This is a genomic window from Myxococcales bacterium (genome assembly GCA_016699535.1).
Taxonomy (GTDB): Bacteria; Myxococcota_A; Polyangia; order Polyangiales.
The window spans coordinates 2,119,208-2,143,273 of the sequence record CP064980.1 but is presented as its reverse complement, the minus strand read 5'-3'; the positions used below and the strand labels follow the sequence as shown (position 1 = coordinate 2,143,273).

The following is a 24,066-nucleotide window of genomic DNA, read 5'->3' as shown; positions in this document are numbered from 1 at the left end:
GCCCTAGAATACAAATACGGCAAGCGCCACAACGGTGGTCCACTGTCCGTCTTTGTGGCCTTGAGCTGTTTGAGTAATCGAGGTCGTGTTAACGATTTTTCCACTCATTCGATACACTTCTTTACGCTCATCGTAAGCGGTGTCGGCATTAAACTCGACGCCAAGTGTGGTCGCAAGCATGGTTGCAGCGAGATCTTCAGCGTAGTCACCCGCCTTTTTTGCTGTTTCCCCATAAGAGTGGTGCTCAGAGAGATAACCGTAATGACTGCGGTCGGCCGGACGAGCAAGGCCGATGGATGCACAGATGAGGCGGTGGGGCTCATCGGTTGCTTGTCGCGCCATCACACAGTGCACAATTTGTCCAGGCAAAATTAGCTTCTCGCCTTGAGAGCGAGGAAGAATAGTGCACTCGGGAGGAAAAATCGAAGAGACCGTAACCAAGTTCGCTTTTTCAACGCCAGCGTCACGAAGAGCGAGCTCAAATGAGCTCAGGTGATTACGATGAGTTCCTTTGCCTTTGGTGAAGAATATCCCACGAGGCACATAGCTGCCGGACGGATAAGCCTGAAAGTCTGTATAAGAAGGACGGGAAACTTTACTCGAAGCTTTGGCCATTGAAACTCCCTTTTACATTTTCCGGGAGTTTATCGGCCAGTACCGAGCGTACGTCAAGCGTTTTGCACACGAAGAGAATCCTCTTTGGACTAGGGTAAGCCAAGAGTCCAATAAATCCGAAAAAAGGGTCTTTTTTTTAAAAAAAGCCTGTTTGTTAATGGTACAAAAGCTCATAGTGAAGTAAGGGGCTCTCGCACGTAGGATCTCTGGCGGCTTTACGAGCTTTGCACGACACGAATATTTTGTTCTCCTCCAAAGGCTCATAGCCCACGGGAACAAGAAACCTTCGCTGCCGCACAAAAATCGCGATGCTTCTGTGGATGGTTTGATTGCGCGCTCCCCACGGCTTTTGGTTTTTTCAAAAGGGGGTATCCAATGTTTGTCACCCAGCAACCTATTCAGGTTTTTATGACGAAATCGCCGCATTCCATCGGGCAGGACCAAACCCTTCTGGCTGCTCAGGAAAAAATGCGAGAGTTCAGCATTCGTCATCTACCGGTGCTCAAAGGTGGCAAACTTGTTGGAATCCTTTCCGATCGGGATATCGTGATGGTTCAGGCCATGGGTTCATTGGATTTAGAGGCCACCAAAGTAGAAGAGGCCATGACGCCTGAGCCCTTTGCGGTAAGTCCTGCCACACCCATTGCCAGCGTCCTACGGCACATGGCGACTCACCGCTACGGTTGCACCGTTGTCATGAGTGGCGCCAAGGCCGTTGGGATTTTCACCACCACCGATGCCGTTCGATTGCTTGCCGAAACACTTGATTCCGGTTCGTTGACAGGGCTCGGAGAGCTCACTCCGGGTGAAGTGCGTGCACGTGTCCTTGCCGAGCACGCCGTCATCCGACGCCTTCTCGATAAGACTCGTTTATCTGCTGAAAATAGCAAAAATAATGCCACCAAAGCAAAGCTCGAGCAAATGCATGATGATGCCATGGAGCTTTTCTCGGTCCTTAGCAAACACCTGAACCTTCAGGAAAAGCTCTTGGCCCCCGCCCTACGTGATGCAGACGGTTTTGGCGAAGCGCGTGCCAGCCGACTTATGGACGAAATCTCAACCCAGCGGAAAACCTTGGAAGACTGCCGCGCCATTGCGATGGCGCCTTCCATAAAAGCCGCTCAAACGGTGCTTGAGTTCGTGGACAACATGCTCGACCGTCTCAAAAAGGAGGAAAGTACGCGTCTTAGCCCTGAGCTTTTACGAGACGACCTCATCCAAGTTAGTTTTTCGGGCTAACGAAAGGGACTTCAACTATCTGCTCAGTCTCACTACCTTCGGCTCTAATTCGCAACTGTACTTTGTGAATCTGACTCGCTTTGCCGCGAGGGACAAGTACAAACACAGGTATGCGCCGAGACTTCAGTGATTCAAGTTCGACGGTCGTTGCAGGGATAATGAACTCTTGTCCCTGCTTGGCCACACCTTGAATGCTAAACACGGCGGTCTTTTCCCGCTTGTTTACCAAATGAAGTTCGAGCGAATTGCGTACCTTACCATCTTGAAGCTGATAGGGAGCGCCTTGCATGCGCAATAAATTAGCTTCGTAGTCGCTGCGACTACGGAAAGCAATGGTTGCCACGGTAAGCCCGATAAGGCCCATCGCAATATAGAACCAAAGTCTAGGCCTAAAGAATTTCTTTGCTTCGCCGTGCAATCCATTTAATGAATCGTAACGCACTAGACCCTTAGGGCGCCCTATCTTGAGCATGATTTCATCGCAGGCATCAATACATGCCGCGCAACCAATGCAATCAATCTGAAGACCGTTTCGTATATCAATACCCGTCGGGCAAACCACGACGCAACGGTTACAGTTAATGCAATCACCGTTGTTTGGATCAGAGACTTTGCCCCGCGGCTCACCGCGCTTTTCGTCGTAGCCGATGACCATGGTATCCGAATCGGTAAGTACAGACTGCATACGGCCATAGGGACACATGATCACGCAAAACTGCTCACGGAACCAACTGAAATTAAAATAAAACACAGCAGAAAAAGCCATCACCCAAGCAAAGGCTGTAGGATGTTCAGCTGGAGAGCCTTGAACCATCTTGATCATCGATGGCAAGGACACAAAATAACTCAAAAAAACATGGGCTAAAACAAGAGTGATTGCGATAAACAGCAGATGCTTAATTAGCTTTCGCCAAACTTTATCAAAGTTCACCGGAGCAGCGTTACGGCGAAGACGTGTCTGCCGCGGACCTTCAACCCAGCGCTCAATGCGACGATAAACCCCCTCCAAAAACACAGTCTGCGGACACGCGTAGCCACACCAAACGCGCCCCCACATTGAGGTCAACACGAACAAGACGTAGGCAAGTCCGGTCACTAGGAAAAAGACCAACCAGAAATCCTGAGCGTTGAAGGTCGAACCAAACAAGTAAAAGCTTCGATGCTGCAAATCTAAAAACATCGCAGGGTGCCCACCGATTTTAATAAAGGGCAAAGCGACATATATGGCGATAAGCACCACGAAGAGCAGCGCTCGGAGCGAAGTAAAGCGTCCCTTTACGTCTGCCGGATGGACAAAGTTTCGCTGCCCGTCTTGACGTATCGAGCTTGTAGTCTGCTCGGTTGCGATTGTCATGATTAACCTCAGAGACCAGTGCCCTTAGGGGAAAGGAGTGGCCCATGTCGCGCAAGAGGATTCCTCGAGTCGCGACTTTGCTTCACTTTCTTTCCAAGCGCAGCACTAGTTGACTGCTTTCGCCTCCACCGCATCCGGTGTCGCTGCGCTCGAAGGCTTTTCATCTTTGTTTTCTAACTTGGCCGTATCCGATGCGGCGGGGGCTTTGGCACCTTCATTAGCCGAGCTATCAGTTTCCTCAACAGTTTGCTCTTCGGGAGCTGATTCAGCCCCACCCTCTTTCCACTCTTCTCCCTCCGGAGCTTTACCTGGAACGTTCGTATTACGTAACGTTAGCACAAAAGCGACCACTTGCTTGGCCTTTTCTGCACCAAGCACTGGCCCCCAGGCAGGCATACCTTTGGCAGCAAAACCTTGGTCCACTATTTTATAGATGTCGGTAGCCGCCCCACCATGGATCCAATATGCATCTGTCAAGTTGGGCCCAATATTGCCCTGTCCTTTGTCGAGATGGCAGGCCACACAATTGGCAACAAAGACTGCTTTGCCCGCTTCAACAGCGGCGGCGTCCGCTGACATGCTGTTTAGCATTTCGGCGCTCACTTCTTCTTTGGGCGCGTTGCTGTTTTCAGCTATCTTGGCTTGGTAAGCCGCAAGCGGCTGAAGTCCCGATTCATAGACCTGGTAGTAAAACCAATAGCCGATGGCAAAGATAACGGCGATGTAGAAGGTGGCGAGCCACCAGTTGGGCAAACGATTGTCGGCTTCTTCAATGCCGTCGTATTCGTGTATAATGTCGCCTTGGATTTCATCGGTGCGGCGTACTTCACTCATGGCTCACTCCCTCTTTTTCATCAAGTGGCATGCGTGCAAGTTTATCCAGATCAGCAGCACGCCTCCAAAAGGTTCGAATGATTATTCCTACAAAAACCAGCATGAAAAGAAACAAAGCAATCATGGGCAAATAGAGCACAGGACTTTTTCTAAAAAATTCCATGGCCATCCAGCTAATCATGAACCACCTCATTCTGTGTAGTGCCCGCGGCAGACTGCTCTGTGGGTCTCAGCACGGCTTGGGGTTGTTCTTGTTTAGTTTGTGTTGCCTTGAAGCCCAAACGTTGCAAATAAGCGATCAAAGCAACAAGCTTGCTATCTTCTTTAACCGAACTCTGTCCTTCGTTTTTCAAATCCGCAGCAATCTGCGCAGCCTGCATGCGTGCTGACTCTTCAGCATTGGCAATTTGCTCTGGCGTATAGGGCACACCCACCGCACGCATAGCTCTAAATTTGCTTGCCGTTTTTGAAAAATCCACCGAGGTCGTTTCCAAGAATGGATACGGCGGCATGTTGGACTGTTGCGAAATCTCACGCGGATCGATCATGTGCCTGTAGTGCCAAAGGTTCGAATACTTGCCTCCAACACGCGCAAGGTCAGGACCGATACGCCGCGACCCCCACTGAAACGGATGATCAAATACTGAATCGTCCGCAGTGGACACATCTCCGTAGCGAGCCGTCTCCCAGGTGAAGGGCCGTATCATTTGCGAATGGCATACGTAACAACCTTCATTGACGTAAATATCACGCCCTTCAAGTTCCAGTGCTGAATATGGCGTCTGCTTAGCCGATGCAATGGCTTCAGGAGCGGCCATGATGGTGGGTACCAACTCCGCAATACCACCTGCGATAACAGAGATAGTGACAAACACCGTGAAAAGCACAGCCCTGCCCTCTAAAATGCGGTGCCATGCTGTTTGACCGGGTTCTTGTTTACCAAGACCAAGCGCCAACCCGCCAACAATGGCTGTACTAATGGCTATCACCATAATCACAGTGGCCGCTATCGCGTTAAGGAATGCGACGGCAACTACCATTACTGTAACTGCCAAGATGAGCGTGATGGGTTTTGCAAACGCTAGTTTGTGCCAAGGCACGGCATCTTCAGAAGAAAAATCTTCAATCACCGCTTCAGTTTCTCCGTCCACAGCCTTGCCAGACTTCGCAGTCATCACAAGGTTCCAAGCCATCAAAATGAAGCCCAAAAGATAGAGTGTTCCGCCAAGGGCACGCGTCCAGTACAGCGGTTTAAGCTCAATCAAGGTCTCCAAGAAGTTTGGATACATCAGGCCGCCACCGTCGTTCTCTGCACGCCACATCAAGCCTTGAGTAATGCCGGCAATCCACATCGAAGCGACATAAAGCACAATGCCAAAGGTGCCGAGATAGAAATGCGCATTGGCTGCGGATCGAGAATGAAGTTTTGTGCCGTATAGGCGGGGTACCATCCAATAGAACATGCCAGCTGCCATAAAGCCGTTCCAACCAAGGCCGCCCGCGTGCACGTGCGCAATAATCCAATCGGTATAGTGAGCCAAACCACTCACGCTCTTGATCGAAAGCAAGGGTCCTTCAAATGTCGACATCCCGTAAAAGGTCACGCCCGCTGCAAAAAGTTTGAGCACGGGATCTTCCCGTAGACGATCCCAAGCACCACGCAAGGTAAGTAGACCATTGAGCATGCCGCCCCAACTTGGCAAAATATAAATGAAAACCAAGGACCAGAAATGAACGATGGATAGGCGATAAGAGAAGACGGGGCGATCCGCCGCTTTGGGCAGGAAGTAATACATGATGCCCAAGATGGGAGTCGTCAAAAAGAAAGCAACAGCATTGTGACCGTACCACCACTGCACCAGGGCATCTTGAACCCCAGCAAACACGGGATAACTCTCTAAGAAGCCAACAGGAATCGCCAAACTGTTTACGATATGCAAAACAGCAATCGCAATAAGCGTTGCAATATAAAACCAGAGCGCAACGTACAGATGTTTTTCATTGCGCCTCGCAAGCGTCCAAAAGAAGTTGACAGCAAACACCACCCAAATAAGCGCGATGGCTATATCGATGGGCCATTCAAGCTCGGCATATTCTTTCGATTGTGAAATACCAAAAGGCAAGGTAAGCGCTGCCGAAACAATAATGAGCTGCCAGCCCCAAAAATGAATCTTCGCGAGCAAATCCGAAGCCAGTCGAGCTTTGACCAAGCGCTGCGTTGAATAGTAGACGCCCGCAAAAATCATATTGCCCACAAACGCAAAAATAACTGCATTGGTGTGCAAAGGACGTAGACGGCTAAAAATCAAAAACGGAGGGATGTTGGCCTGCCAGAATGCAAGCTGAACAGCGATGATCACTCCCACCAACATCCCGACGATTCCCCATATCACCGATGCCGCGACAAACTGCCTGGATATCTGATCGTTGTAGGTTATGCGCTTCGTCTGCATCTACTTTACTCCTTTGAATATTCTTGCTTAACGTTTGCGTTTGCAAAGCGTTCAGGGCTTTCATCATCTTCAAGCGGCAACAATGCCATGCGTTCACTATGTTCGTGCGTGTGCTGAAGGATAGTCCACACGTAAAAAGCGACCGCCATCGCTACCAAGGTCAAACTAAGAAAAATTAGCAGTGTTAAAACTTCCACAAAGCGCTCCTCTGTGAGAGTGCAGCCGTTGTCGCTACAATGAGTAGAAGGGAACTCGTCGGCATCAAAATGGCTGCAAGCCATGGTGTCATCAGGCCAGCCGCGGCCACGGCAACAGCGCCTACGTTGTAGAGCACAGCAAAACTCAAGTTAAACAGTAACACCTTTGCTAGTCGCTTGGCCGCAACAAGCGCAATACGTAGTGGAGCTAAGCCTGGCGTGACCAGATAGAAATCAGTTTTTGCCGGCATAAAAGGTCGATCAAAAGCGGGCGTTCCTGAGCAGAGCGCATGCTCTACCGCAAGACTATCATTGACGCCATCGCCCATCATGAGTGCATGCCTTCCAATTCCTTGTTCGAGCCATGATGCTTTTTCTTCAGGAAGCCGTTGAGCAAGAATGTGGGACTCCGATAGTCCTAGTTCCTGACCTAACACTTGCGTTCTTTGTTGTTCATCCCCGCTAAGTATCCAAGTCTCGTAGCCCATTGCCCTGAGCCTCATCAATTCATTCCGCGTGTTTGGCCGCAGAGTTTCGTCTGTTTGAAGCGGAAAGTATAGTAAGTTGTCAACACAAAAAACAAGGTCGTGCAAATGACTTTCAACGCCTTTTTGGACCCATGCATGTGAACCAAAACGGTACAATTTTCCGTGATAGCGTGTTTCCATACCTTTTCCAGGTATTTCGCGAACACTAAGCTCCGATATAAAAGCCGGCTTAGACTCGATGGCATCCAGCACGGCCATCGCTTTTGGATGGTTGCTGCAATTGCTAGGTTGTACAAAACGCTTGTGGCCTCAGCGTCAAGGGAGCCAAGCGCCTCAGGATGACGAAGACTAGCTCGTCCTGTGGTCAGCGTTCCTGTCTTATCGAATACCAGGTGTTTTACGGCGCGAACTCGCTCAATGAAATCAAGACGACGCACAAAAATACCGGCACGACGCAAGCCCGCATAGACCAGTTGATAGGCCAATGGCGTTGCAATGCCAAAAGCACAGGGACAACTTACAATCAACACCGAAGTTGTGATCTCCAAAGCGCGATACACGTTCGCGCCCAGTACTAGCCAACTCAGCAAAGTAAGGCTAGCAATACCAAGCACTGCTACAACATAGATTCCGGCAACTTTTGCCACCACTTCGAAGGCGTTTAGTCCAGCGCTGGATTTCGAAGCAAGCTTACCAGAACGGAATCGTCAAACGATTGCACAGCTTTAAGTTGGACCGAATGTTCAGCAATATGAAACGAACCAGCAGGGACTCGCATGCCTTGTTTGTAAGGTCTCGCTTCACTTTCGCCGTTGATCCAATCCAAAGAAAAGAGACTTTGCTCATCAAGGAGCTCCGCATCCACTGGCAACAAGTCACCCATAGCCAGCACCAAGATGTCGCCGTCACGAATCGTGTCACAGGGAACAAAGATTAACCTGCTTCCCTTCCCTACGCCGAACTAAAATACCGTCACTGCCATCCATCGCCAACAAATGGCGCCGATTGCGCTCAAGCGCTCGTTCTTGCAAAAAGCGACCCAACAACATCAAAGCTATAAAAATAGTGAGGGTGTCATGGTAAGCAACTTGTTGAACGCCTCGCACAAAAGCTAAGAGTGAACCGCAAAATGCAAGGCCAATGCCTAGAGCAATGGGGACATCAAAATGCAGTACTCGCTTTTGAATCGCCGTCCATGCCGAACGAAAAAAGACACTACCTCCTACAATGACGGCAATCACCGAGAGGAAAAAATTTACGGTATTCACAAAACGATACAGTTCGCCTTCATGAAGACCCAGATAGGTCGCAATCGCAAACAACATTGCGTTCCCAGCAAGCGCTAGACAAATGCCCATGCGTATCAACAAGGAATCACTTTGCTTCTCGCGTTTTTTGCTGCGAGGCCCAAAACGATACCCAAAGCTTTGCAATTGAGAGACCCACTCCCTCAAAGGGAAATGTTCATCAACCGACAGATCCACCGACCCCAAGGATGGATTGGTAATAATGCGGTAAGCACCTTGTTGACGACGAAAAAGTGTTTCAAATAGCCAAACGCAGCCCGTGCAGTGCAGACCTTGCACATCTAGCCTCACGTGCTGGATTCCCTCGGACACCTTTTGCTTTTCCAGTTGCTCTAACCACTTTAAATCAACGGCTTTTGAATTTGTATCGGCAACCGGAATCCCGCGCCCTCGGCGCAAACTATAGTACCGGCCTAGCTTCTCTTCGTGAAGCAAACTAAAGACAACCTGACAGCCCCGGCAACAAAACTCGCCGACGGATCCAGGTCCAAGAGGCAATGCACAATGTTTGCATACCGTTGCCTCTTTGTTGGAAGCCTCTGCTTTAAAAACCACCGATTGGTTCATATCATGTTGCTGAGATTGCACTATTTTGTGTCCGTCATCCGCCAGCCACATGACAACGTAGCCGCATTGCTATGCTTATTGATCCTTGGCTTTCATTGCTTCGTGACTGTTGTCATGGCAACAATCATGCTCTGCTTTTGAAGACATCGCTTTGAACGGACGCCATATAAAAAGCACCGCACCTAGTAAAAAAGCTGTCGCAAAAACGTAGCGTCCTGCACCCTGCGAAAATCGACGCAAAACACCTGAAAGTAAACCGACACCAAGCAGAGCTGGTGCACTTGCTGCGGCGAAACCCACCATTCGCAGTGCTCCGCCTAAAGCATTCTCGGCTCCTGCTGCTAAAAGAAGAGCAGCCGCTAAGGCTCCGCAAGGCAGAAAACCCGTCATTAAGCCCACAGCCCAAGGCTGGCGCGGAATAAATCGAAGCACAAACTCTAACAATGAAAAGCGGGGTTTCTTCTTTTGCAACGACTGAGTTTGCACCAGAGTCCGGTCACGTGGTTTCCACAAAAACTTGAACGCCGCCAGCAAAAGCACGAACGCTACCGACCAGGAAAGCAGCGCCGAAACCCACGGAAGACTAAAACGGTTGGTGATCCAAGACCCCGCGTGCCCCGCCAATGCACCCAGCACCACGTAACTTGCAAGGCGCCCAAGTTGATAGAGCCAAGCCGAGGACTGACCTTGGCGCTGCGCGCAAGCATAGGCTGCCAAAGGACCACACATTCCCAAACAATGAGGGGCTGCAGCCAAACCAGCAGCGCCTCCTAGCGCAAGCGAAGCAATAAAGGACATAGCTACCTTTTGATCAAGAGGAGAACTGTTTTAGTTCCAGGTTAAAGCGCAGCTAGTCTATATCTCAAAACATATAATTACAAAAGTAGAGGCGGCCCTACAAGAGTAAGGCCGCCTTCTTATTCATGCTTTATTTGATATCGATTTTCTTCAGTTTCGGGCTTGTTTGAGCCTTGCGTGCAACATCAACTTGCAAAAGCCCCTCTTTGAAGTTGGCCTTGATATTGTCCTGATCCGCGTCCTCCGGAAGAGAAAATGACCTCATGAAGCTTCCATAAAAGCTCTCGATTCGGTGATACTTTGCTTTTTTCTTCTCTTCCTGGACTTTGCGCTCTCCGCTCACGGTCAGGACACGATCGTGTACTTCGACATGAGCGTTTTCCTTAGTCACCCCAGGCAACTCAACTTCAATAGAGTAATGTTCAGGAGATTCTGAAACATTCACTGTGGGGACCCAATCGGTGTGAGATAAACGTTCCTCGTTTCCGGTGCCAGGCCATTGACCGAGCACTCTGGAGAGCCGGGAACTCATTTCCTCAAGTTCACTGAATGGATCCCATTGCGCCCTTTGTGTTCTTCGAATTAAGCTCATAATTGGCCTCCTTTCTCGTAATTTTAGCTTAATCATGCTTTGCAAGCTGTAAAGGGGCTGGTTTTAACTGTTTGGACCGCTGCGCAGCGGCGCTCCAAAGAGGGGATTCACGACAATCCCCTCCCGAGCTGGACCGCTGCACAGCAGCGCCCAAAGAGGGACTCACGCGAGTCCCTCCCGAGCGCGCTTTGCGCGTCGGCTCCCTCCCCTGCGGGGCTCGCTTCGCGCCTTGGCTCCCTCCCCTGTGCGGGCTCGCTCTGCTCGCGGGGTGAGAGCAGGTACGCTATGACATAGCAAATAGCCGTTAGCTTGACGAAGTTGGCCAGCGAAGGTTCAATGGAGCTGTACATAGGAAGATGGCGCCTTGGAAACCATCTGGCATTCCAAACCCATGAAGGAGTACTACCATGAACGTGCAAGACATCATGACCGCCGAGCCCATCGTCATCCAACACGACCTCCCCATCATTGAAGCATTGGCGCTCATGCAGGAAAGCAACGTCCGACATCTACCCGTTTTAGAGGGGAAAAAGCTGATCGGTATGATAAGCGATCGAGACTTGCGCTCGGTGTATGCTTCATCGACTGTCGATGAACATGCCCTATTGGGCCTAGCAAAACAGTTCAGAGCTCCTGTCTCAAAAATCATGGCATCGGATGTCGTTCTCATTCAACCCGAAGCCGAACTCAGCGAAGCTCTTGACCTTATATTAGAACAAAGTGTCGGAGCACTTCCCGTCGTTGATCCAATTTCCGACAATTTGGTAGGCATCTTGAGTTATGTTGATGTGCTACGAGCAGTGCGCGAGTATTTGCCGTAATTTCCAATGAAACGAGGACAGTATGGTCGAAGATCTTAAAGTCGCAGACATCATGACCACCACGGTCCATGTGCTTTACGAAGAAGACAACCTCGAGAAGATTCGCAAACACATGGATAAATACAGCATGCGCCACCTGCCGGTTGTCGATGATGAAAAAGTGGTTGGGATGATTTCTCATCGCGATGTTCTGCGCATGGCAGTTAGCGCACTTGAACCTTCGAGCGTGGCGAATTCACTGGATCATCGCATCTCAGAAACGTTTGTCGGCGCCGTCATGACCCGAGACATTAAAACCGTGCATAAAAACAGCTCCGTCCGTGATGCAGCAAAACTTTTGGTCTCTGGACATTTCGGCTGTCTGCCAGTTCTTGACGATAGCGAGAAACTCGTTGGGGTTGTGACTGAATCCGACATCCTCAAAGCCGTAGCTCACAAACTCTGATCGTGGGTTGTTTGTGAAAACTCTCTTCTTAACGCTCGTTATTTTTACCGCAAGTTGCTCTACAGCAACCAGAGCTCCAGGCGTCGGCGGTAGCGGCGGCGGCGGAAACATCGGCGGTGGCCCAGCTACGGTGCTGGACGGCGGCACTCCGACATCGGATGCCTCGACTCAAGCTGCCACCGTATGTATCGATGTGCCTGCAGAAAGCACAGCCAATGAAATCTCAGTAACGTCCTCAGGGCTTTTCATTACCTTTTGAACTATTCAAGATAGAAGCGCAGTGGAATTGCCTATCAAGTACCCCGACGGCAATCGTTAAGCTAAAGTAACGTCAATTGCGATGATAGCCTCAACGAGACACAACGCCTCTGCTTAGTATTCCCGCTATTCCAGAAAACAGCGATAGCGCAACCATCACAGACACCGCGCTGTACAGCAATACTGGCAGCCTAAGCGGTGTTTGCAGTTTCGATGACGGAAGTTTTGTCTTTGAAAGCAATGCAGTGTCCGCATCGAGAATCAAGGTCGCAAATTTAGCCTATACAACGTGCTAGCGGATTGTTCAGGAGAACTTGGCGGCAATGAAGTCACGCTTAGTGGAAAATTTGATATTGACCTCGGCCTTAGCTACCCCGAGGCATGCCCGTGACACACTCACCCAAGCTCTCCATCGTCGATTTTCGTCCAGGGCTAAGAGATGCTTTTAAAAGCCTAAACGAAGCCTGGATCCGTCGTTATTTTATCTTAGAAGAAACCGACAGGATTGCGTTAGAGCATCCAGAAGAAAAAATTATACAGCCTGGCGGGTGTATCTTATTTCTACTTGAAGGAAACGACGTTTTAGGCTGCAGCGCTCTTGTCAAAAAAGACAACACATGTTTTGAACTCGCAAAGATGGCCGTGGCAGATCATGCTCAGCGGCGAGGTTATGGTGAGCTGTTGGGACACGCATGCATGGAACGCGCCAAAGAACTAGGTGCCGAGCGCCTTTATCTTGAGAGCAACACATCGCTTGCACCGGCCATGGCACTTTACAAAAAGCTAGGTTTCAAACGACTACCTCAATCCGAAACGCCCTACATGCGCTGCAATATCCAAATGGAATTGTGGCTCTAGAATCACCCTATCGCTCGCAGTCCATAGCTATGCTATCGTCGCCCACTATGGCTGACCTAGCAGCACAAACATGCATACCTTGCAAAGGTGGCGTTCCACCTCTTGCAAGTGAAAAAGCACAAGAACTTTTATCGCAAGTTGACCGACATTGGAGAGTCATCGACAACCATCATCTGGAACGCAGTTTTCCTTTTGACGACTTCAAACAAGCCCTCGCCTTCACAAATCAAGTAGGACAGATTGCAGAAGAGCAAGGACACCATCCAGATATCTACCTAGCATGGGCTCTGGTTAAGGTTCAGATCTGGACACATAAAATCGACGGACTCACCGAAAGCGATTTTATTCTAGCGGCAAAGATAGACACTATCTGAACACATACCCTAGCGCTTAGTTCGGTGGCACTATAAAATAAAGAGAACGCGTACTTACTTCGGTAATACTATCTGCAATGACACTAAGCTTCGCGGTAAAAAGTTGTGCAGTATTTGTTGCGGGCACAGTTGTGTTGTTTTTGACGACGAGCTTCCAACACAACGGGGTTTCTGGAACTATGTTGACATATTGGTCCTGAAAACCATCGGCATTGCTATCGACATCCGTCAGATTATCGGAGCATTCTGCACTTCCGAGTTGGAGTGTTTCAATGTGATCTACAAAAGAAAACTCCGTATCGACAGCATCACTTTGATCATCCAAAAATTCAATATTCAGGCTCAACGGAGTGGCGCTTATCAGCGCACGCAGGCCCGATTCGATAGCATTTGCGGCATTGCTCGAAGCCCCATCGAAAACAAGAGGCGCATTGTTTTGCGTAGAATCAACGGCTCCGGTCGCGGTAGCCATGGTTTGCAGATCACTCGTCACGTCAGCAGACGCGCCAGAACCAACAATGCCAACCAGTTTGGCCCCGCGATTATTCAACTCATTGCTCACAACAGGCCAAGCGGGGCACTCGTAAGTATCCGCGCTAGAGAGCGGAGCTTCATCGGTCGCAAGCAAAACAACGGGAAGCGCACCTTCACGAAAACACGGATAGCCATAGCCAATGAAACCACTGGTTGAGGCAGGCGATGCCGCACAACTTGCACGCGCAGCGACGCTATCCAAAGTACACACTGATTGCGCTGAACCTGAACCCGTCACAGCGGCCCAAACCCCAAAGGTCAATGTCTCAGAACAACAGCCTCCTGGTTCCGTTGTTGGGATACTAGAAAAACTTGGCGAAACTTGTAAGTCTACGTGATTCTCGTAAGGTAGGCCGCCGCTACCGGAATATCCAATACTGCCAGCACCAGCCCAAAGATCGGGAATACAGTCCGCTGGATCGCCAATACCTACAGGCGGACAGCTTAGATTGTTGACGACAGTAGCCAAGTTATCGCGAATCGAAGCGATTTCCGTTGCCATCGAGCCTGAGCGATCCAGCAGCACATACATATCCACAGCCTGTAGCTTTGGCTCAAATGCCAATGTCTCATCTTCAGGCTGCGGCGCTGTACTTGGCTGCATGACAAACACCAAATCGCCATTCGCATTCGGATTGTCGCTGGCATCGTTAGGATCCGTACTCACGGTTACTTCAATCAAATCGCTAGCACCATCTGAATCTGTGTCGGCAAGTCGGGCACTGGTTTCGCCCGCGTCCTTAACGCCATCACAGTCCTTGTCTTCATCACCATCGCTAAGGCCATCGTTATCGCTATCAAGGTCCAGATAGTCCGCCTTGCCATCATTATCGCTATCTACGGGAGAAGCCGTTTGTGCTTCATCTTCATCGGAGCGACAGTCTCCGTCGGAATCAAGATCCAAGTAATCAGGCGTGCCATCGCCATCGGTATCACGATTACTTTGTTGCCCTTCGTCGATGTCACTGATGCCGTCGCCGTCACTATCGCCACCGTCCACCGAAGCGTCTGTTGCGCTATCCGGCAAGGCGTCCTGAACACTTGCATCGCTTAGATGATTTTTCGTTTTGCTTGAGCCACAATCAATCAACGCTACCGACAACAGGGCTAAAATCCCGAAAACTAACCTATGCATCATCATAAACCCCTCATTTGAAGATTCATAGCGCTATCACACAGCAAGCATCGTATCACCTTCCCAAAGCTCGCACAGTGAATGCTACCATCCCAGCAATAGAAAATCGAAACAGTTTCCACACGCTGTTTTTCTGTAGTTGTCCATCGAGCGCTAGGGAAAATGCCCAGCGCTGAGCGCCCCGCTAGAGGATCAAATCTAATTCTTTGCTGCAATCTCTACAACGTCATAAAGCACACCTGAGCTGGGTGAAGGTAAGGGCTTCAGTACAACAAAGAATGTTACTACCTGAGTATTTTCCTGTCGTTCAGCTTCAGCCAAAATGTTCCCATCATTGTCAATCCCGTACACCTTAGGAATCTTTTCATACAAAGTCGGCACTTGCGTATCAAGAAACTGCTCGTAGTTGGCCGGCACTGTGTGTTCTGTTGTGTTACCAATCCACGCGCGTTGCGTTCCGGTCTGCGTCACCGTGGCGACTCCGACCACCATCGACGAAGCGTTAACGGAAAGCGCAACACTGCGATCGACAGGAACCTCAAACTCATAGAACGCCCTGGTGTAGTGGGCGCCCGCAAGGCCGAGAGGATCCAGCGTCCATTCTGCAGCTTGAACCGAAGCTTCGTCCGGCCCTAGAGCACCTACAACAGACGCAACAAGATATAAACCATTGGTCGCGTAGGTATAGCGCCGAAGTCCGTATGTACGGGCGTAGGTATCCGTGGCCGTGGCAAAATTTTGGCCGTTTCCAGTATAAAGATCAGTTCCCCATCCGCTACCACTCACAGAGCCCCAAAAACCACCGGTATACACAACGGTAAAACCATCATCCCAAACATGCGTTCCCGTCACATAAGCCGGCAACTCCCGCTCATCAGACAACTCATCGGGGGAAACTCTGAGATCCCGCGGATATCCACAGGATGTCGCTATGGGCAAATCGTGTTCCGCACTTGAACTCAGTTTAACTATTTTCGCTGAAACGGCACCCCCGACCCGTTCCAAAAACACAACGTGTGGATTGTTGTCAACGGCGATAGCCTTAGCATCGCGGTCCGTCCACAACACGGTGCCCACATTTTGTCCTGCAGCCCAATACACAGCTCGAAATTCCATGCCACTACCAGAACTGGTTTCATACCAGCCAACGACACCACCATCGTCCGCCATGCCACTTACTCTGATTTTATCAGCAGCCACTCCATTGACGCTAAGTGCTGTACCTAGCTCAGTCACCAAATTAAACCGAAAGGGACCACTACCGTCATGTGGATCGAGCACGAGTTGAGCATTTCCGGCTACCAAGCCATAGGCCGAAGTATCTACTGTCTCGTATTCAGGATCTTGCTGAGCGAGACTGGAACAAGGACTGCAAGCACCACAACTACCACCACAGTCCACCCCTGTCTCATCGCCATTTTGAAAACCGTCAAAGCAACTCGGCTCCAAGCAGTGATTCGTCAAGGAGCAATAACCCGAATCACAATCATCATGTTGGACACAAGGGGCGCCAATTGCTCCGCATTGAACACAGCCGCCACCACAATCAAGAGCTGTTTCATCACCATTTTGAAAACCGTCAAAACAGTCAGGAGTCTGACACCTATCAAAAGAGGGATGACAGAAACCAGAAACACATTGCTCGTCACTTGCACATGTCGAGCCGTTGGCCAAATTGTCTATAACCGTAACAACAACATCTTCATCGAGCTGCACATCGGCTTGTCCACTATCAAGCAAGCTATCATTTTGGTCAGACCCGGCATCAAGCGAAACACCTGTTGAGGCTTTTTCAGTACAAGAAACGGTTAGAAATGAAACAGTAAACAGAGCTGTCCCAAGCAAACAAGAACAAAAGCGCATAACAACCACCCCCAACAAGATTTATTCATGCCCAAACAAACTCTCAGCTTAACACACCACGAACAGGCTGCAAAAGCTACAATAGCGACACGTATATACACTTCAAGACATCGAAAGATGTTCGAAACGCCTCGGTAGCCAAACACGAAAGGTCAAAGCCTGTGGTGGGCTATTTATCGTGCTTTCCCAGAGTTTCTAGCCCTAGGCAATCTTTTTACTGAAACGCACTGAAGCTAAAAACACAAGCACCAGCAGAATGACGCTCAGCCAAAAAAGCTCCGGAGCAACGTCCATAAACGTGCTGTCTTTTAGAGTGATGCCACGCACAATGCGTAAAAAATGTGTAAGCGGAAGAATCTGAGCAAACCATTGAGCAGGCTCGGGCATGCCCTCAAAAGGAAACATAAAGCCGCTTAGTAAAATATTCGGGAGCAGAAAGAAAAAAGACATTTGCATGGCTTGCTGCTGCGTTGTTGCCAGCGTGGAGAAAAAAAGACCAAGTGCAAGGTTGGCCGCAATAAACACGAAAGCCAGGATGTAGAGCATAACAATCGAGCCATGAATGGGGACATCAAACACGATGCGACCTGCGCCAAGAACCAAGGTCATCTGCAAATAGCCAATTACAATGTACGGCAGAATTTTCCCCACGATAAGTTCAATACGTTTGACCGGAGAGACCACGAGCTGCTCAAGCGTACCGCGCTCTCGCTCTCGAGCGATGGCCATCGCGGTAAGCATGACCATCGTCATCGTCAAAATTACACCAACCAAACCAGGCACGACAAAAACAGCAGTGCGAAGTTCGGGATTGTACCACGTCGAGGGCTCAATGCTTATGGGCTGCACCACTGGGCCTGAGCCACTGCGAATCAAGTGCGCAACCATCAACTCATTGGACCGTGCTGCAACCAGCGATGCGGCGGTGTTCGTGGCGCTAGCTACAATCTGAGGATCCGATCCATCAACCACAAGCTGCACGTGCGCAGTGCGCCTTCGTGCCAGATCCGATGCATAAGCTGGAGGAAAAACCAACGCCACGCGAGCCGTCGCCGAACGAAGCGCCTGCTCAACTTCATCGTAGTCTCTTACGGCTCCGACAACGTCGTAAAACTCCGTTGCTTCCATGCTGCGAACTAAATCTCGCGATTCAGCGCTGCCATCCTGATCAAAGACCACCATCGGGATGTGCCGCACATCCGTATTGATCGCATAACCAAACAGCAGGAGCTGCACCACCGGAAGCGCCAGCATCATAGCCATGGTCAACCGATCCCGACGAAGCTGCAAAAGCTCCTTACGCGCAATAACCAAGGGCCGAAGGTTCATGAGCTCCTCTGCTGATCATGGCGCACCATCGACACAAAAGCATCTTCAACGTTGACCCGACTCTCTCGAGCCGAAACGAGGTCAATGCCAGCTTTCGACAAACTCTCATGCACTATACTTTCGGGATCACGACCACCCACTGTTGCCACCCGTAACACATGCCCCCAATGGCTCACTTCATCCACTTCGGGATGGTCGCGAAGCAACGCGCTGGCCTCGGTAGCGCGCTCAACTTCAACTTCAATAGCCCTTAGATGACGACGAGCCACAATTTGCTCCGGTGTGCCGGTATCGAGCAGCTCACCTCGAAAAATAAAAGCCAGGCGATGACAACGCTCCGCTTCATCCATGTAATGAGTGGTTAAAAGCACAGTGGTTCCAGACGCAGAAAGACGGTGAATCTCCTCCCAAAATTCCCTGCGCGAAACCGGATCGACACCTGCCGTGGGCTCATCAAGAAACAAAAGTGGAGGCTCATGAATCGTCGCACTGGCCAAAGCCACGCGCTGCTTCCAGCCTCCAGAAAGAGTTCCTGCCAGTTGCGTGCGGCGCTTGGTAAGGCCTGCGTGCTCGAGCACTTCATCAACGCGAGCACGTCGTTTTTTCCGGAGGCACACCGTAAATGCCAGCATAAAAGCGCAGGTTTTCAATCACGGTTAAATCTTCGTACAAACTAAAACGCTGAGTCATGTAGCCAATGCGCTCTTTAATGCGTTCTGCATCCTTGGCAATATCGTAACCCACCACCGTGCCGCGCCCCCCGCTTGGATCCAAAATACCGCAGAGCATGCGAATGGTGGTCGACTTGCCAGCACCGTTCGGACCGAGCACACCAAAAATCTCTCCGGTTTTTACCGAAAGCGAGACATCTTTGACGGCGACAAATTCACCAAAGCGTCGCGCCAAATGTTCGGTTTCAATAACAAGAGCATCCGAAGCCGTGCTCACGGTTTGCCTCTTCTGCGATCAAAACGCACAAAAGCCGGAACACCCGCGTGCAGCTCTTGCTTCGGATCGTCGATCACCACCCTTACGCGAATCACCAGATTCGGTCGCTCACGTTCACTGAACAAAAACCGTGGGGTGAACTCCGTACGCTGCGCGATGTACTCTACTTTGCCATGCAAAGGATGGCGAAGCGAATCGCTTTGCACGGTTGCGTCTATTTCCGTTTTGATGCCGTCAAGATCGTTTTGAGGCACAAAGACTTCGACATAAGGGCGCTTAACATCCCCCAAAGTAATCACCGGAGTGCCAGGCATCACAACTTCACCCGGCTCAACGTGCCGCTCAAGCACTCGTCCTCCATCGCTGGGCACGCGCAACTCATGCAAACCAAGACGAACATCTTCAAGCTTGACCGCGGCATTGGCCGCTTCTGCACGAGCTGAAGCACTTTGCACTTCCTGCTTACGTGCACCTTTGCGCAATATCGCAAGCTGTTTTGCCAAAGCTTGCCGCTCCGCTTTAGCTCGCTCGTATTGCGTCTCGAGTTCATCAACTCTTTCTTGCGGCGTCACTCCTTTGTCGTGAAGCGATCGTTCTCGCGCAAAGTTCTTTTCCAAGAGTTTTTCGCTAGCAGTCGCTGCATTTAGACGCGAAGCGAGTGCGCTAATTTCCTCGGGCCGCGCACCTGCTTCGATTAATTCAAGTTGCGAGCGCGCAGCCGAGGCTTCTTCGTAACGCGCGAGACGCGCTACTTGCTCGGCCACCGGATCAAGGGTGGCCACCAACGCGCCTGCATCGACATCGTCTCCTCGGCGTACCTGTACCGACGTGACCCGACCGCCCACTTCAAATGCAAGATAGCGCTGCTCTAGCTCCACAATCCCTTGAAATTGTTCTTGAGCAGGGCCCGTTCGATTACAGCCCAAAACAAGCCATACCAAACACAGCCAACCAGGTCTAAGGCTCCGACAAAAAACAAGGTTTTGAGCAAAGCGACGTAACATGCCAGCGCTGTACTACCCGTTATGCAGCCTAAGATAAAGCAGAAACTCAAAGCCCTTGAATTGCTGTGGCTCATATGTCTGCCATCAACAAGCCATGCGGAATCCTCGAGTAAGTCAACCCTAACCATGTGCAACACGAGTTGCCGGCTACTGGGGTATGAGTACCCCAACTTTGAGCTGGCAAGACCAAGCACGCGTTGTTGCGCTTGGCATCTCGTCGTAAAAATCAAGCAATTACCTAGGCACAAAGCCAAACTATCGTTGTCCGTTGTCTGGCTCATTTTTTGCATCGACGAGCGCATGCGCTCGACAGCAGACCAATGCTCTCAATTCCTTCGTGCTTTACAAAATTCTGGCGTATCAATAGGGCATCGGCAATAAAGGAAGTTCGCATGGCAAAATACTGGCTAGCATGGTGCATAAGTTTCACAACCTTCGGTTGCAGCGTCGCAACAGATACCACCACCGAATCCGGACAAGCTGCGGTGACCTGGCAAGACTGTGGTGCAGTCGGCCAAGCGCGACTGGCACTTGATCGATCCCCTTCTCAATACACAACGGCGGATTTTGTTATTTTTTCCGGATGCGCACGCGAAGCGCGCGGACAATCACATTTCGGAGACTATGTCGGAGGAAACCGTTCGGGGCTCTATCCGTCTGTGCAAGTGAGTCCAGCTGGTAGCCCAAGCACAGCTTACATTTTTGACGGCTTCACTGATCTTGCTGAAGGCATGACGAGCAGCGGATGTTGGGACAACTACGACGAATGCGCTGGAGATTTCAGCACCTTCCAGTATATTGCTCCGGGTGAATGGACCGCAACCCTGTGGCTCAATGGCCAACCAATCCCGAACGCCAGTGTTGATTTTAGCGTGGTAGCCGCGCCAACCACTTTAAGCCTTAGCGAGAGCGGTGTCTGCCAATGGCTTGACGGCTTCTATACAGACGGCCCCCTTCACTGTTTGCCGACAGCCGACCACGATCAAGCCGTCATCCCCGAGAACGGTGGCTACCCAATCTGGACACCTTTCGACGAGCAAAGCATCAGCACGACTGACAACTTTGTCTATACTCTACCTGCAAACGATAAGAGCTATTGGGTCCTTGCACGTTTTGACGGGCATATCGGAACTGTCGCATATGCCGAAGCCCACGCTTGCGCCATACCCGCAAACACTACGCCCGACTACGAATGCCAGGCAGAAGTACCAAAGCCCATCGCGTTTCAGAAGGGCTACAGTGGCGGCAAAGCCTATTTCTACGCATGGTATTGGGTCGAGGCCGGTTCAGGCGTCAGCAACCAGGACTTCCAAACCACCATCCGCATCTACAATGAAACACACACCGAGCTTGATAACGTTAGTTACCGTGCACATATTCGATAAGGGCTTGATACTTCGCAATTACGCCCTACAATAACCTGAAAACAAACGCCGACTCCAGGCAGCAAATCATTGAAATAATTGATGTTTTAAAAGTCCCTTCAGCCATGGCTAGTTATGTTGCCTTGCTGTAGAATCGCTTTACACCGTAGTGCTGGCTAGCTGCATGCAATGCAGAAGCGCACGCAAAATAATACGGCGGTACCAGCACTCGGCCTAGATGCCACCATCCAAGAATGAGGGAAGTCATGAGCAAACCTTTGTCAATCATGCTTAAGTCATTCAGCAAACCACAAGACAGTAAACTGTCAATTGCGCTTGTCGGAAGCTATCCACCTCGCCGTTGCGGTATCGCAACCTTTACACAAGATCTTTCGCATGCCATCTCTAGTTCCGATGAATATGCGCATCCCGCTGTCGTCGCAATGAACGATAGCTCGCATGGATACGACTACCCAAACGAAGTGCGTTTTGAAATTGGCCAAAAAACACTTCAAGACTATCGACAAGCGGCCGACTATCTCAACATCGCGAGACTTGATGCTGTCTGCCTGCAACACGAATACGGCATCTACGGTGGCGAAGACGGAAGACACGTCCTTCGCTTGCTTGGACAGCTTCGCATGCCTGTCATCAGTACTCTTCACACCATCTTGCGCGAGCCTTCACCTTCGCAAAGAGCTGTTGTACTCGAGCTTGCGCGTCTTTCCGATCGACTTGTGACCATGACCCATGCGGGATATCAGTTGCTCCGAGACGTCTACAACATTGCAAAAGAGCGCATTGCAGTGATTCCACACGGAATCCCCGATCTTCCTTTTGTCGATCCAAACTACTACAAAGACCAATTTGGCGTAGCTGGAAAAAAAGTTCTACTCACCTTTGGTCTTCTTTCTCCAGGAAAGGGAATCGAGCAGGTGATCCGTGCGCTTGCTGACATCGCAGCGAAACACCCGCAGATTGTCTATCTTATACTTGGAGCAACCCATCCCCATGTGCGAAAATTCCAGGGGGAAGCCTACCGCCATAGTCTGGAGCGTTTGGCTCGCGAACTCAAGGTCGATGACCGCGTCATGTTTTACGATCGCTTTGTCGAACTCGATCAACTTTATGAGTTTTTAGGAGCGACGGATATCTACGTCACAACCTATCCCAGCGAAGAACAAATCACATCGGGCACGCTTGCCTATGCGATGGGCGCTGGAAAAGCAGTGGTCTCGACCCCTTATCTTCACGCCAAAGAGGCGCTCGCTGAGGGCAGAGGCAAACTCGTACCCTTTCAAGATTCTGAAGCCACTGCACAAATCATTTCCGAATTGTTCAGTAATGAAACCGCGAGGCATGCCATGCGCAAAGCAGCCTATGATTATGCAAGACAGAGTACATGGCCCAAGATTGCTAAGAAATACATGCAGCTTATCAACGACGTCATCCAAGAACGTGCACGCCCACCTCGCCCTATCTTTTCTGGACAGAAAGAGCACTTGCATGAAGCGCGCTTGCCCGATCTCGACCTTCGTCACTTAAAAACGCATGACCGATGATACGGGCATGCTCCAACATGCAGTTGGTATCACTCCGCATCGCGACCATGGATACTGCACCGATGACAATGCACGAGCACTGATCTTTGCTGCTCGTGCGCGCCTTCAACTGGATGATACAACAACACTAGACGTTTTGATTGATCGCTATCTGGCATTTCTACAACACGCCTATCGTCCCGAAACTGGCATGTTCCGAAACTTCATGACCTACGATCGAAAGTTTACCGAAGAAGCAGGTTCCGAGGACTGCCAAGGGCGTGCAGCATGGGCTCTTGGTGTTGCCTCGGCAAAACTCGAAGATGTTCACGCAAAACGAATCGCTGCCTCGCTTCTTCAATCGGTCCTTCCTCAACTTGAGAAAGTTCACGCACTTCGCGCCATAAGCCCGGCACTACTGGGACTGCACTACTATTTGGAATCTTTTTCAGGCGACAGCGCAGCGCGAAGAACTCAAACCCTTCTTGCTCAACGTCTACATCAAGGTTTCAAAAAGCTGAAAGCAATGCGCAATGGCCCTGGCCAGAAGCCGCACTTACCTACGGCAATGCCATGCTTTCTCATGCACTGATCCAGGTCGGCCTCGATATGAATGAGCAATCCATGCTGCAATCCGGGCTCAACTCTTTAGCCTGGCTCGTCGATAAACAGATTGAAAACGGCCACTTTGCTCCCGTTGGAAACCGAGGTTGGTTTAACCGAGCGGATGAAAAAGCACGTTTTGACCAGCAGCCTATTGAAGCTGAGTTAACAATTGCCGCATGTATTGCAGCCTATCGCGCAACTCAGGAAAACCGTTGGCTCGATGAAGCGCTTCGAGCCTTTCGCTGGTTTTTGGGAGACAACGACCTTGGTTTGCCCTTGTATGATTCAGTCTCCGGTGGATGCAGCGACGGTCTTTCAGCTTCCGAAGTCAATGAAAATCAAGGAGCAGAGTCGACTTTATCGTGGCTATCGTCATTGGTCGCGTTGCTTCGCCTTCAAGCTGAAGGCGAACTCGGTTGGGCTCGGGACACCGAAGCCAGTGATCGACAGAACTTAGCCGGTCACGTGTCAGCACAAGTCAGCGCACAAACACTGTAGCCTATTCTGCATACAGAAATATTACACAATAAATTAATTGGAGT

23 protein-coding genes and 2 pseudogenes are annotated in these 24,066 nt (G+C 50.4%); 8 read left to right on the top strand and 17 right to left on the bottom strand.

From position 1 onward, the window contains the following. Positions 1-3 precede the first annotated feature (3 nt). The gene (locus IPJ88_10190; GenBank protein QQR88620.1) at positions 4-615 is read right to left on the bottom strand and encodes an arginine decarboxylase, pyruvoyl-dependent; all 612 of its coding nucleotides are present in this window, start codon (positions 613-615) and stop codon (positions 4-6) included. Positions 616-1,023: 408 nt separating this feature from the next. Between IPJ88_10190 and IPJ88_10185 the strand changes: the two genes are divergently transcribed. After that, positions 1,024-1,854 carry a CBS domain-containing protein gene (locus tag IPJ88_10185; GenBank protein QQR88619.1) on the top strand — a complete coding sequence of 277 codons (831 nt, stop codon included), beginning with the start codon at positions 1,024-1,026 and terminating at the stop codon, positions 1,852-1,854. Here IPJ88_10185 and ccoG read toward each other — a convergent pair. From ccoG to IPJ88_10130, 11 genes are all read right to left on the bottom strand, one after another. Continuing rightward, positions 1,838-3,208: a cytochrome c oxidase accessory protein CcoG gene (gene ccoG / locus IPJ88_10180; GenBank protein ID QQR88618.1), complete on the bottom strand. Its 1,371-nt coding sequence runs from the start codon at positions 3,206-3,208 to the stop codon at positions 1,838-1,840. The genes IPJ88_10185 and ccoG overlap by 17 nt on opposite strands. Before the next feature lie 105 nt (positions 3,209-3,313). Then, entirely contained in the window at positions 3,314-4,042 is a 729-nt protein-coding gene (locus tag IPJ88_10175) for a c-type cytochrome (protein ID QQR88617.1), read from the bottom strand. After that, on the bottom strand, positions 4,035-4,223 hold the full coding sequence (locus IPJ88_10170) for a cbb3-type cytochrome c oxidase subunit 3 (GenBank protein QQR88616.1): 189 nt from the start codon (positions 4,221-4,223) through the stop codon (positions 4,035-4,037). Before IPJ88_10170 ends, IPJ88_10175 begins: the two co-directional genes overlap by 8 nt. Then, entirely contained in the window at positions 4,216-6,495 is a 2,280-nt protein-coding gene (gene ccoO / locus IPJ88_10165) for a cytochrome-c oxidase, cbb3-type subunit II (GenBank protein ID QQR88615.1), read from the bottom strand. Before ccoO ends, IPJ88_10170 begins: the two co-directional genes overlap by 8 nt. Before the next feature lie 5 nt (positions 6,496-6,500). Then, the gene (locus IPJ88_10160; GenBank protein QQR88614.1) at positions 6,501-6,692 is read right to left on the bottom strand and encodes a cytochrome oxidase; all 192 of its coding nucleotides are present in this window, start codon (positions 6,690-6,692) and stop codon (positions 6,501-6,503) included. Beyond that, positions 6,680-7,195, bottom strand: coding sequence for an HAD family hydrolase (locus tag IPJ88_10155; protein QQR92089.1), 516 nt, complete (start codon positions 7,193-7,195; stop codon positions 6,680-6,682). Before IPJ88_10155 ends, IPJ88_10160 begins: the two co-directional genes overlap by 13 nt. Further along, on the bottom strand, positions 7,195-7,830 hold the full coding sequence (locus IPJ88_10150) for a cation-translocating P-type ATPase (GenBank protein QQR88613.1): 636 nt from the start codon (positions 7,828-7,830) through the stop codon (positions 7,195-7,197). Before IPJ88_10150 ends, IPJ88_10155 begins: the two co-directional genes overlap by 1 nt. Positions 7,831-7,841: 11 nt before the next feature. Beyond that, entirely contained in the window at positions 7,842-8,075 is a 234-nt protein-coding gene (locus IPJ88_10145; protein QQR88612.1) for a hypothetical protein, read from the bottom strand. Positions 8,076-8,097: 22 nt separating this feature from the next. Continuing rightward, positions 8,098-9,105 carry a heavy metal translocating P-type ATPase metal-binding domain-containing protein gene (locus tag IPJ88_10140; protein ID QQR88611.1) on the bottom strand — a complete coding sequence of 336 codons (1,008 nt, stop codon included), beginning with the start codon at positions 9,103-9,105 and terminating at the stop codon, positions 8,098-8,100. 24 nt (positions 9,106-9,129) lie between these two features. Then, complete coding sequence (locus IPJ88_10135; GenBank protein ID QQR88610.1) at positions 9,130-9,852, bottom strand: sulfite exporter TauE/SafE family protein; 723 nt, start codon at positions 9,850-9,852, stop codon at positions 9,130-9,132. 130 nt (positions 9,853-9,982) lie between these two features. Next, positions 9,983-10,444 carry an Hsp20/alpha crystallin family protein gene (locus IPJ88_10130; protein ID QQR88609.1) on the bottom strand — a complete coding sequence of 154 codons (462 nt, stop codon included), beginning with the start codon at positions 10,442-10,444 and terminating at the stop codon, positions 9,983-9,985. Positions 10,445-10,851: 407 nt separating this feature from the next. On the opposite strand from IPJ88_10130, the gene IPJ88_10125 reads away from it, so the two are divergent. From IPJ88_10125 to IPJ88_10105, 5 genes are all read left to right on the top strand, one after another. Continuing rightward, positions 10,852-11,265 (top strand): CBS domain-containing protein, encoded by a 414-nt coding sequence (locus tag IPJ88_10125; GenBank protein ID QQR88608.1) that lies wholly within the window; start codon positions 10,852-10,854, stop codon positions 11,263-11,265. A 22-nt stretch (positions 11,266-11,287) separates the two neighbouring features. Beyond that, a complete protein-coding gene (locus tag IPJ88_10120; protein ID QQR88607.1) occupies positions 11,288-11,710 on the top strand; it encodes a CBS domain-containing protein in 423 nt (140 codons plus the stop codon). A 13-nt stretch (positions 11,711-11,723) separates the two neighbouring features. Next, positions 11,724-11,969: a hypothetical protein gene (locus tag IPJ88_10115; protein ID QQR88606.1), complete on the top strand. Its 246-nt coding sequence runs from the start codon at positions 11,724-11,726 to the stop codon at positions 11,967-11,969. 380 nt (positions 11,970-12,349) lie between these two features. Next, positions 12,350-12,826: a GNAT family N-acetyltransferase gene (locus IPJ88_10110; protein ID QQR88605.1), complete on the top strand. Its 477-nt coding sequence runs from the start codon at positions 12,350-12,352 to the stop codon at positions 12,824-12,826. Positions 12,827-12,873: 47 nt separating this feature from the next. Then, the gene (locus tag IPJ88_10105) at positions 12,874-13,200 is read left to right on the top strand and encodes a 4a-hydroxytetrahydrobiopterin dehydratase (protein ID QQR88604.1); all 327 of its coding nucleotides are present in this window, start codon (positions 12,874-12,876) and stop codon (positions 13,198-13,200) included. 16 nt (positions 13,201-13,216) lie between these two features. Here the strand turns inward: IPJ88_10105 and IPJ88_10100 are convergent, their stop codons facing one another. The 5 genes and pseudogenes from IPJ88_10100 to IPJ88_10080 all read right to left on the bottom strand — a co-directional run bounded on the left by IPJ88_10100 (position 13,217) and on the right by IPJ88_10080 (position 20,013). After that, positions 13,217-14,875, bottom strand: a complete 1,659-nt coding sequence (locus IPJ88_10100) for a hypothetical protein (protein ID QQR88603.1) — start codon at positions 14,873-14,875, stop codon at positions 13,217-13,219. A 192-nt stretch (positions 14,876-15,067) separates the two neighbouring features. Further along, on the bottom strand, positions 15,068-16,732 hold the full coding sequence (locus IPJ88_10095) for a hypothetical protein (GenBank protein ID QQR92088.1): 1,665 nt from the start codon (positions 16,730-16,732) through the stop codon (positions 15,068-15,070). 201 nt (positions 16,733-16,933) lie between these two features. Then, complete coding sequence (locus IPJ88_10090) at positions 16,934-18,061, bottom strand: ABC transporter permease (GenBank protein ID QQR88602.1); 1,128 nt, start codon at positions 18,059-18,061, stop codon at positions 16,934-16,936. Beyond that, positions 18,058-19,009: pseudogene (locus tag IPJ88_10085) on the bottom strand (ABC transporter ATP-binding protein). The gene IPJ88_10090 and the pseudogene IPJ88_10085 overlap by 4 nt, the downstream one beginning before the upstream one ends. Then, entirely contained in the window at positions 19,006-20,013 is a 1,008-nt protein-coding gene (locus IPJ88_10080) for an HlyD family efflux transporter periplasmic adaptor subunit (GenBank protein ID QQR88601.1), read from the bottom strand. Before IPJ88_10080 ends, IPJ88_10085 begins: the two are co-directional and overlap by 4 nt. A 392-nt stretch (positions 20,014-20,405) precedes the next feature. Here IPJ88_10080 and IPJ88_10075 point away from each other — a divergent pair, with 392 nt between their 5' ends. Both IPJ88_10075 and IPJ88_10070 read left to right on the top strand, forming a co-directional pair. After that, positions 20,406-21,398: a hypothetical protein gene (locus IPJ88_10075; protein QQR88600.1), complete on the top strand. Its 993-nt coding sequence runs from the start codon at positions 20,406-20,408 to the stop codon at positions 21,396-21,398. A gap of 266 nt (positions 21,399-21,664) precedes the next feature. Further along, a pseudogene (locus IPJ88_10070) lies at positions 21,665-24,022 on the top strand (glycosyltransferase family 4 protein). Positions 24,023-24,066: the final 44 nt, after the last annotated feature.

Coding starts and splice junctions, on each gene's coding strand:
- IPJ88_10080 (QQR88601.1), bottom strand. CDS start 20,013: ATGTTACGTCGCTTTGCTCAAAACCTTGTTTTTTGTCGGAGCCTTAGA.
- IPJ88_10140 (QQR88611.1), bottom strand. CDS start 9,105: ATGTGGCTGGCGGATGACGGACACAAAATAGTGCAATCTCAGCAACAT.
- IPJ88_10135 (QQR88610.1), bottom strand. CDS start 9,852: ATGTCCTTTATTGCTTCGCTTGCGCTAGGAGGCGCTGCTGGTTTGGCT.
- IPJ88_10120 (QQR88607.1), top strand. CDS start 11,288: ATGGTCGAAGATCTTAAAGTCGCAGACATCATGACCACCACGGTCCAT.
- IPJ88_10170 (QQR88616.1), bottom strand. CDS start 4,223: ATGATTAGCTGGATGGCCATGGAATTTTTTAGAAAAAGTCCTGTGCTC.
- IPJ88_10105 (QQR88604.1), top strand. CDS start 12,874: ATGGCTGACCTAGCAGCACAAACATGCATACCTTGCAAAGGTGGCGTT.
- IPJ88_10155 (QQR92089.1), bottom strand. CDS start 7,195: ATGAGGCTCAGGGCAATGGGCTACGAGACTTGGATACTTAGCGGGGAT.
- ccoO (QQR88615.1), bottom strand. CDS start 6,495: ATGCAGACGAAGCGCATAACCTACAACGATCAGATATCCAGGCAGTTT.
- IPJ88_10095 (QQR92088.1), bottom strand. CDS start 16,732: ATGCGCTTTTGTTCTTGTTTGCTTGGGACAGCTCTGTTTACTGTTTCA.
- IPJ88_10125 (QQR88608.1), top strand. CDS start 10,852: ATGAACGTGCAAGACATCATGACCGCCGAGCCCATCGTCATCCAACAC.
- IPJ88_10130 (QQR88609.1), bottom strand. CDS start 10,444: ATGAGCTTAATTCGAAGAACACAAAGGGCGCAATGGGATCCATTCAGT.
- IPJ88_10185 (QQR88619.1), top strand. CDS start 1,024: ATGACGAAATCGCCGCATTCCATCGGGCAGGACCAAACCCTTCTGGCT.
- IPJ88_10110 (QQR88605.1), top strand. CDS start 12,350: ATGCCCGTGACACACTCACCCAAGCTCTCCATCGTCGATTTTCGTCCA.
- IPJ88_10190 (QQR88620.1), bottom strand. CDS start 615: ATGGCCAAAGCTTCGAGTAAAGTTTCCCGTCCTTCTTATACAGACTTT.
- IPJ88_10075 (QQR88600.1), top strand. CDS start 20,406: ATGGCAAAATACTGGCTAGCATGGTGCATAAGTTTCACAACCTTCGGT.
- IPJ88_10090 (QQR88602.1), bottom strand. CDS start 18,061: ATGAACCTTCGGCCCTTGGTTATTGCGCGTAAGGAGCTTTTGCAGCTT.
- IPJ88_10100 (QQR88603.1), bottom strand. CDS start 14,875: ATGATGATGCATAGGTTAGTTTTCGGGATTTTAGCCCTGTTGTCGGTA.
- IPJ88_10175 (QQR88617.1), bottom strand. CDS start 4,042: ATGAGTGAAGTACGCCGCACCGATGAAATCCAAGGCGACATTATACAC.
- ccoG (QQR88618.1), bottom strand. CDS start 3,208: ATGACAATCGCAACCGAGCAGACTACAAGCTCGATACGTCAAGACGGG.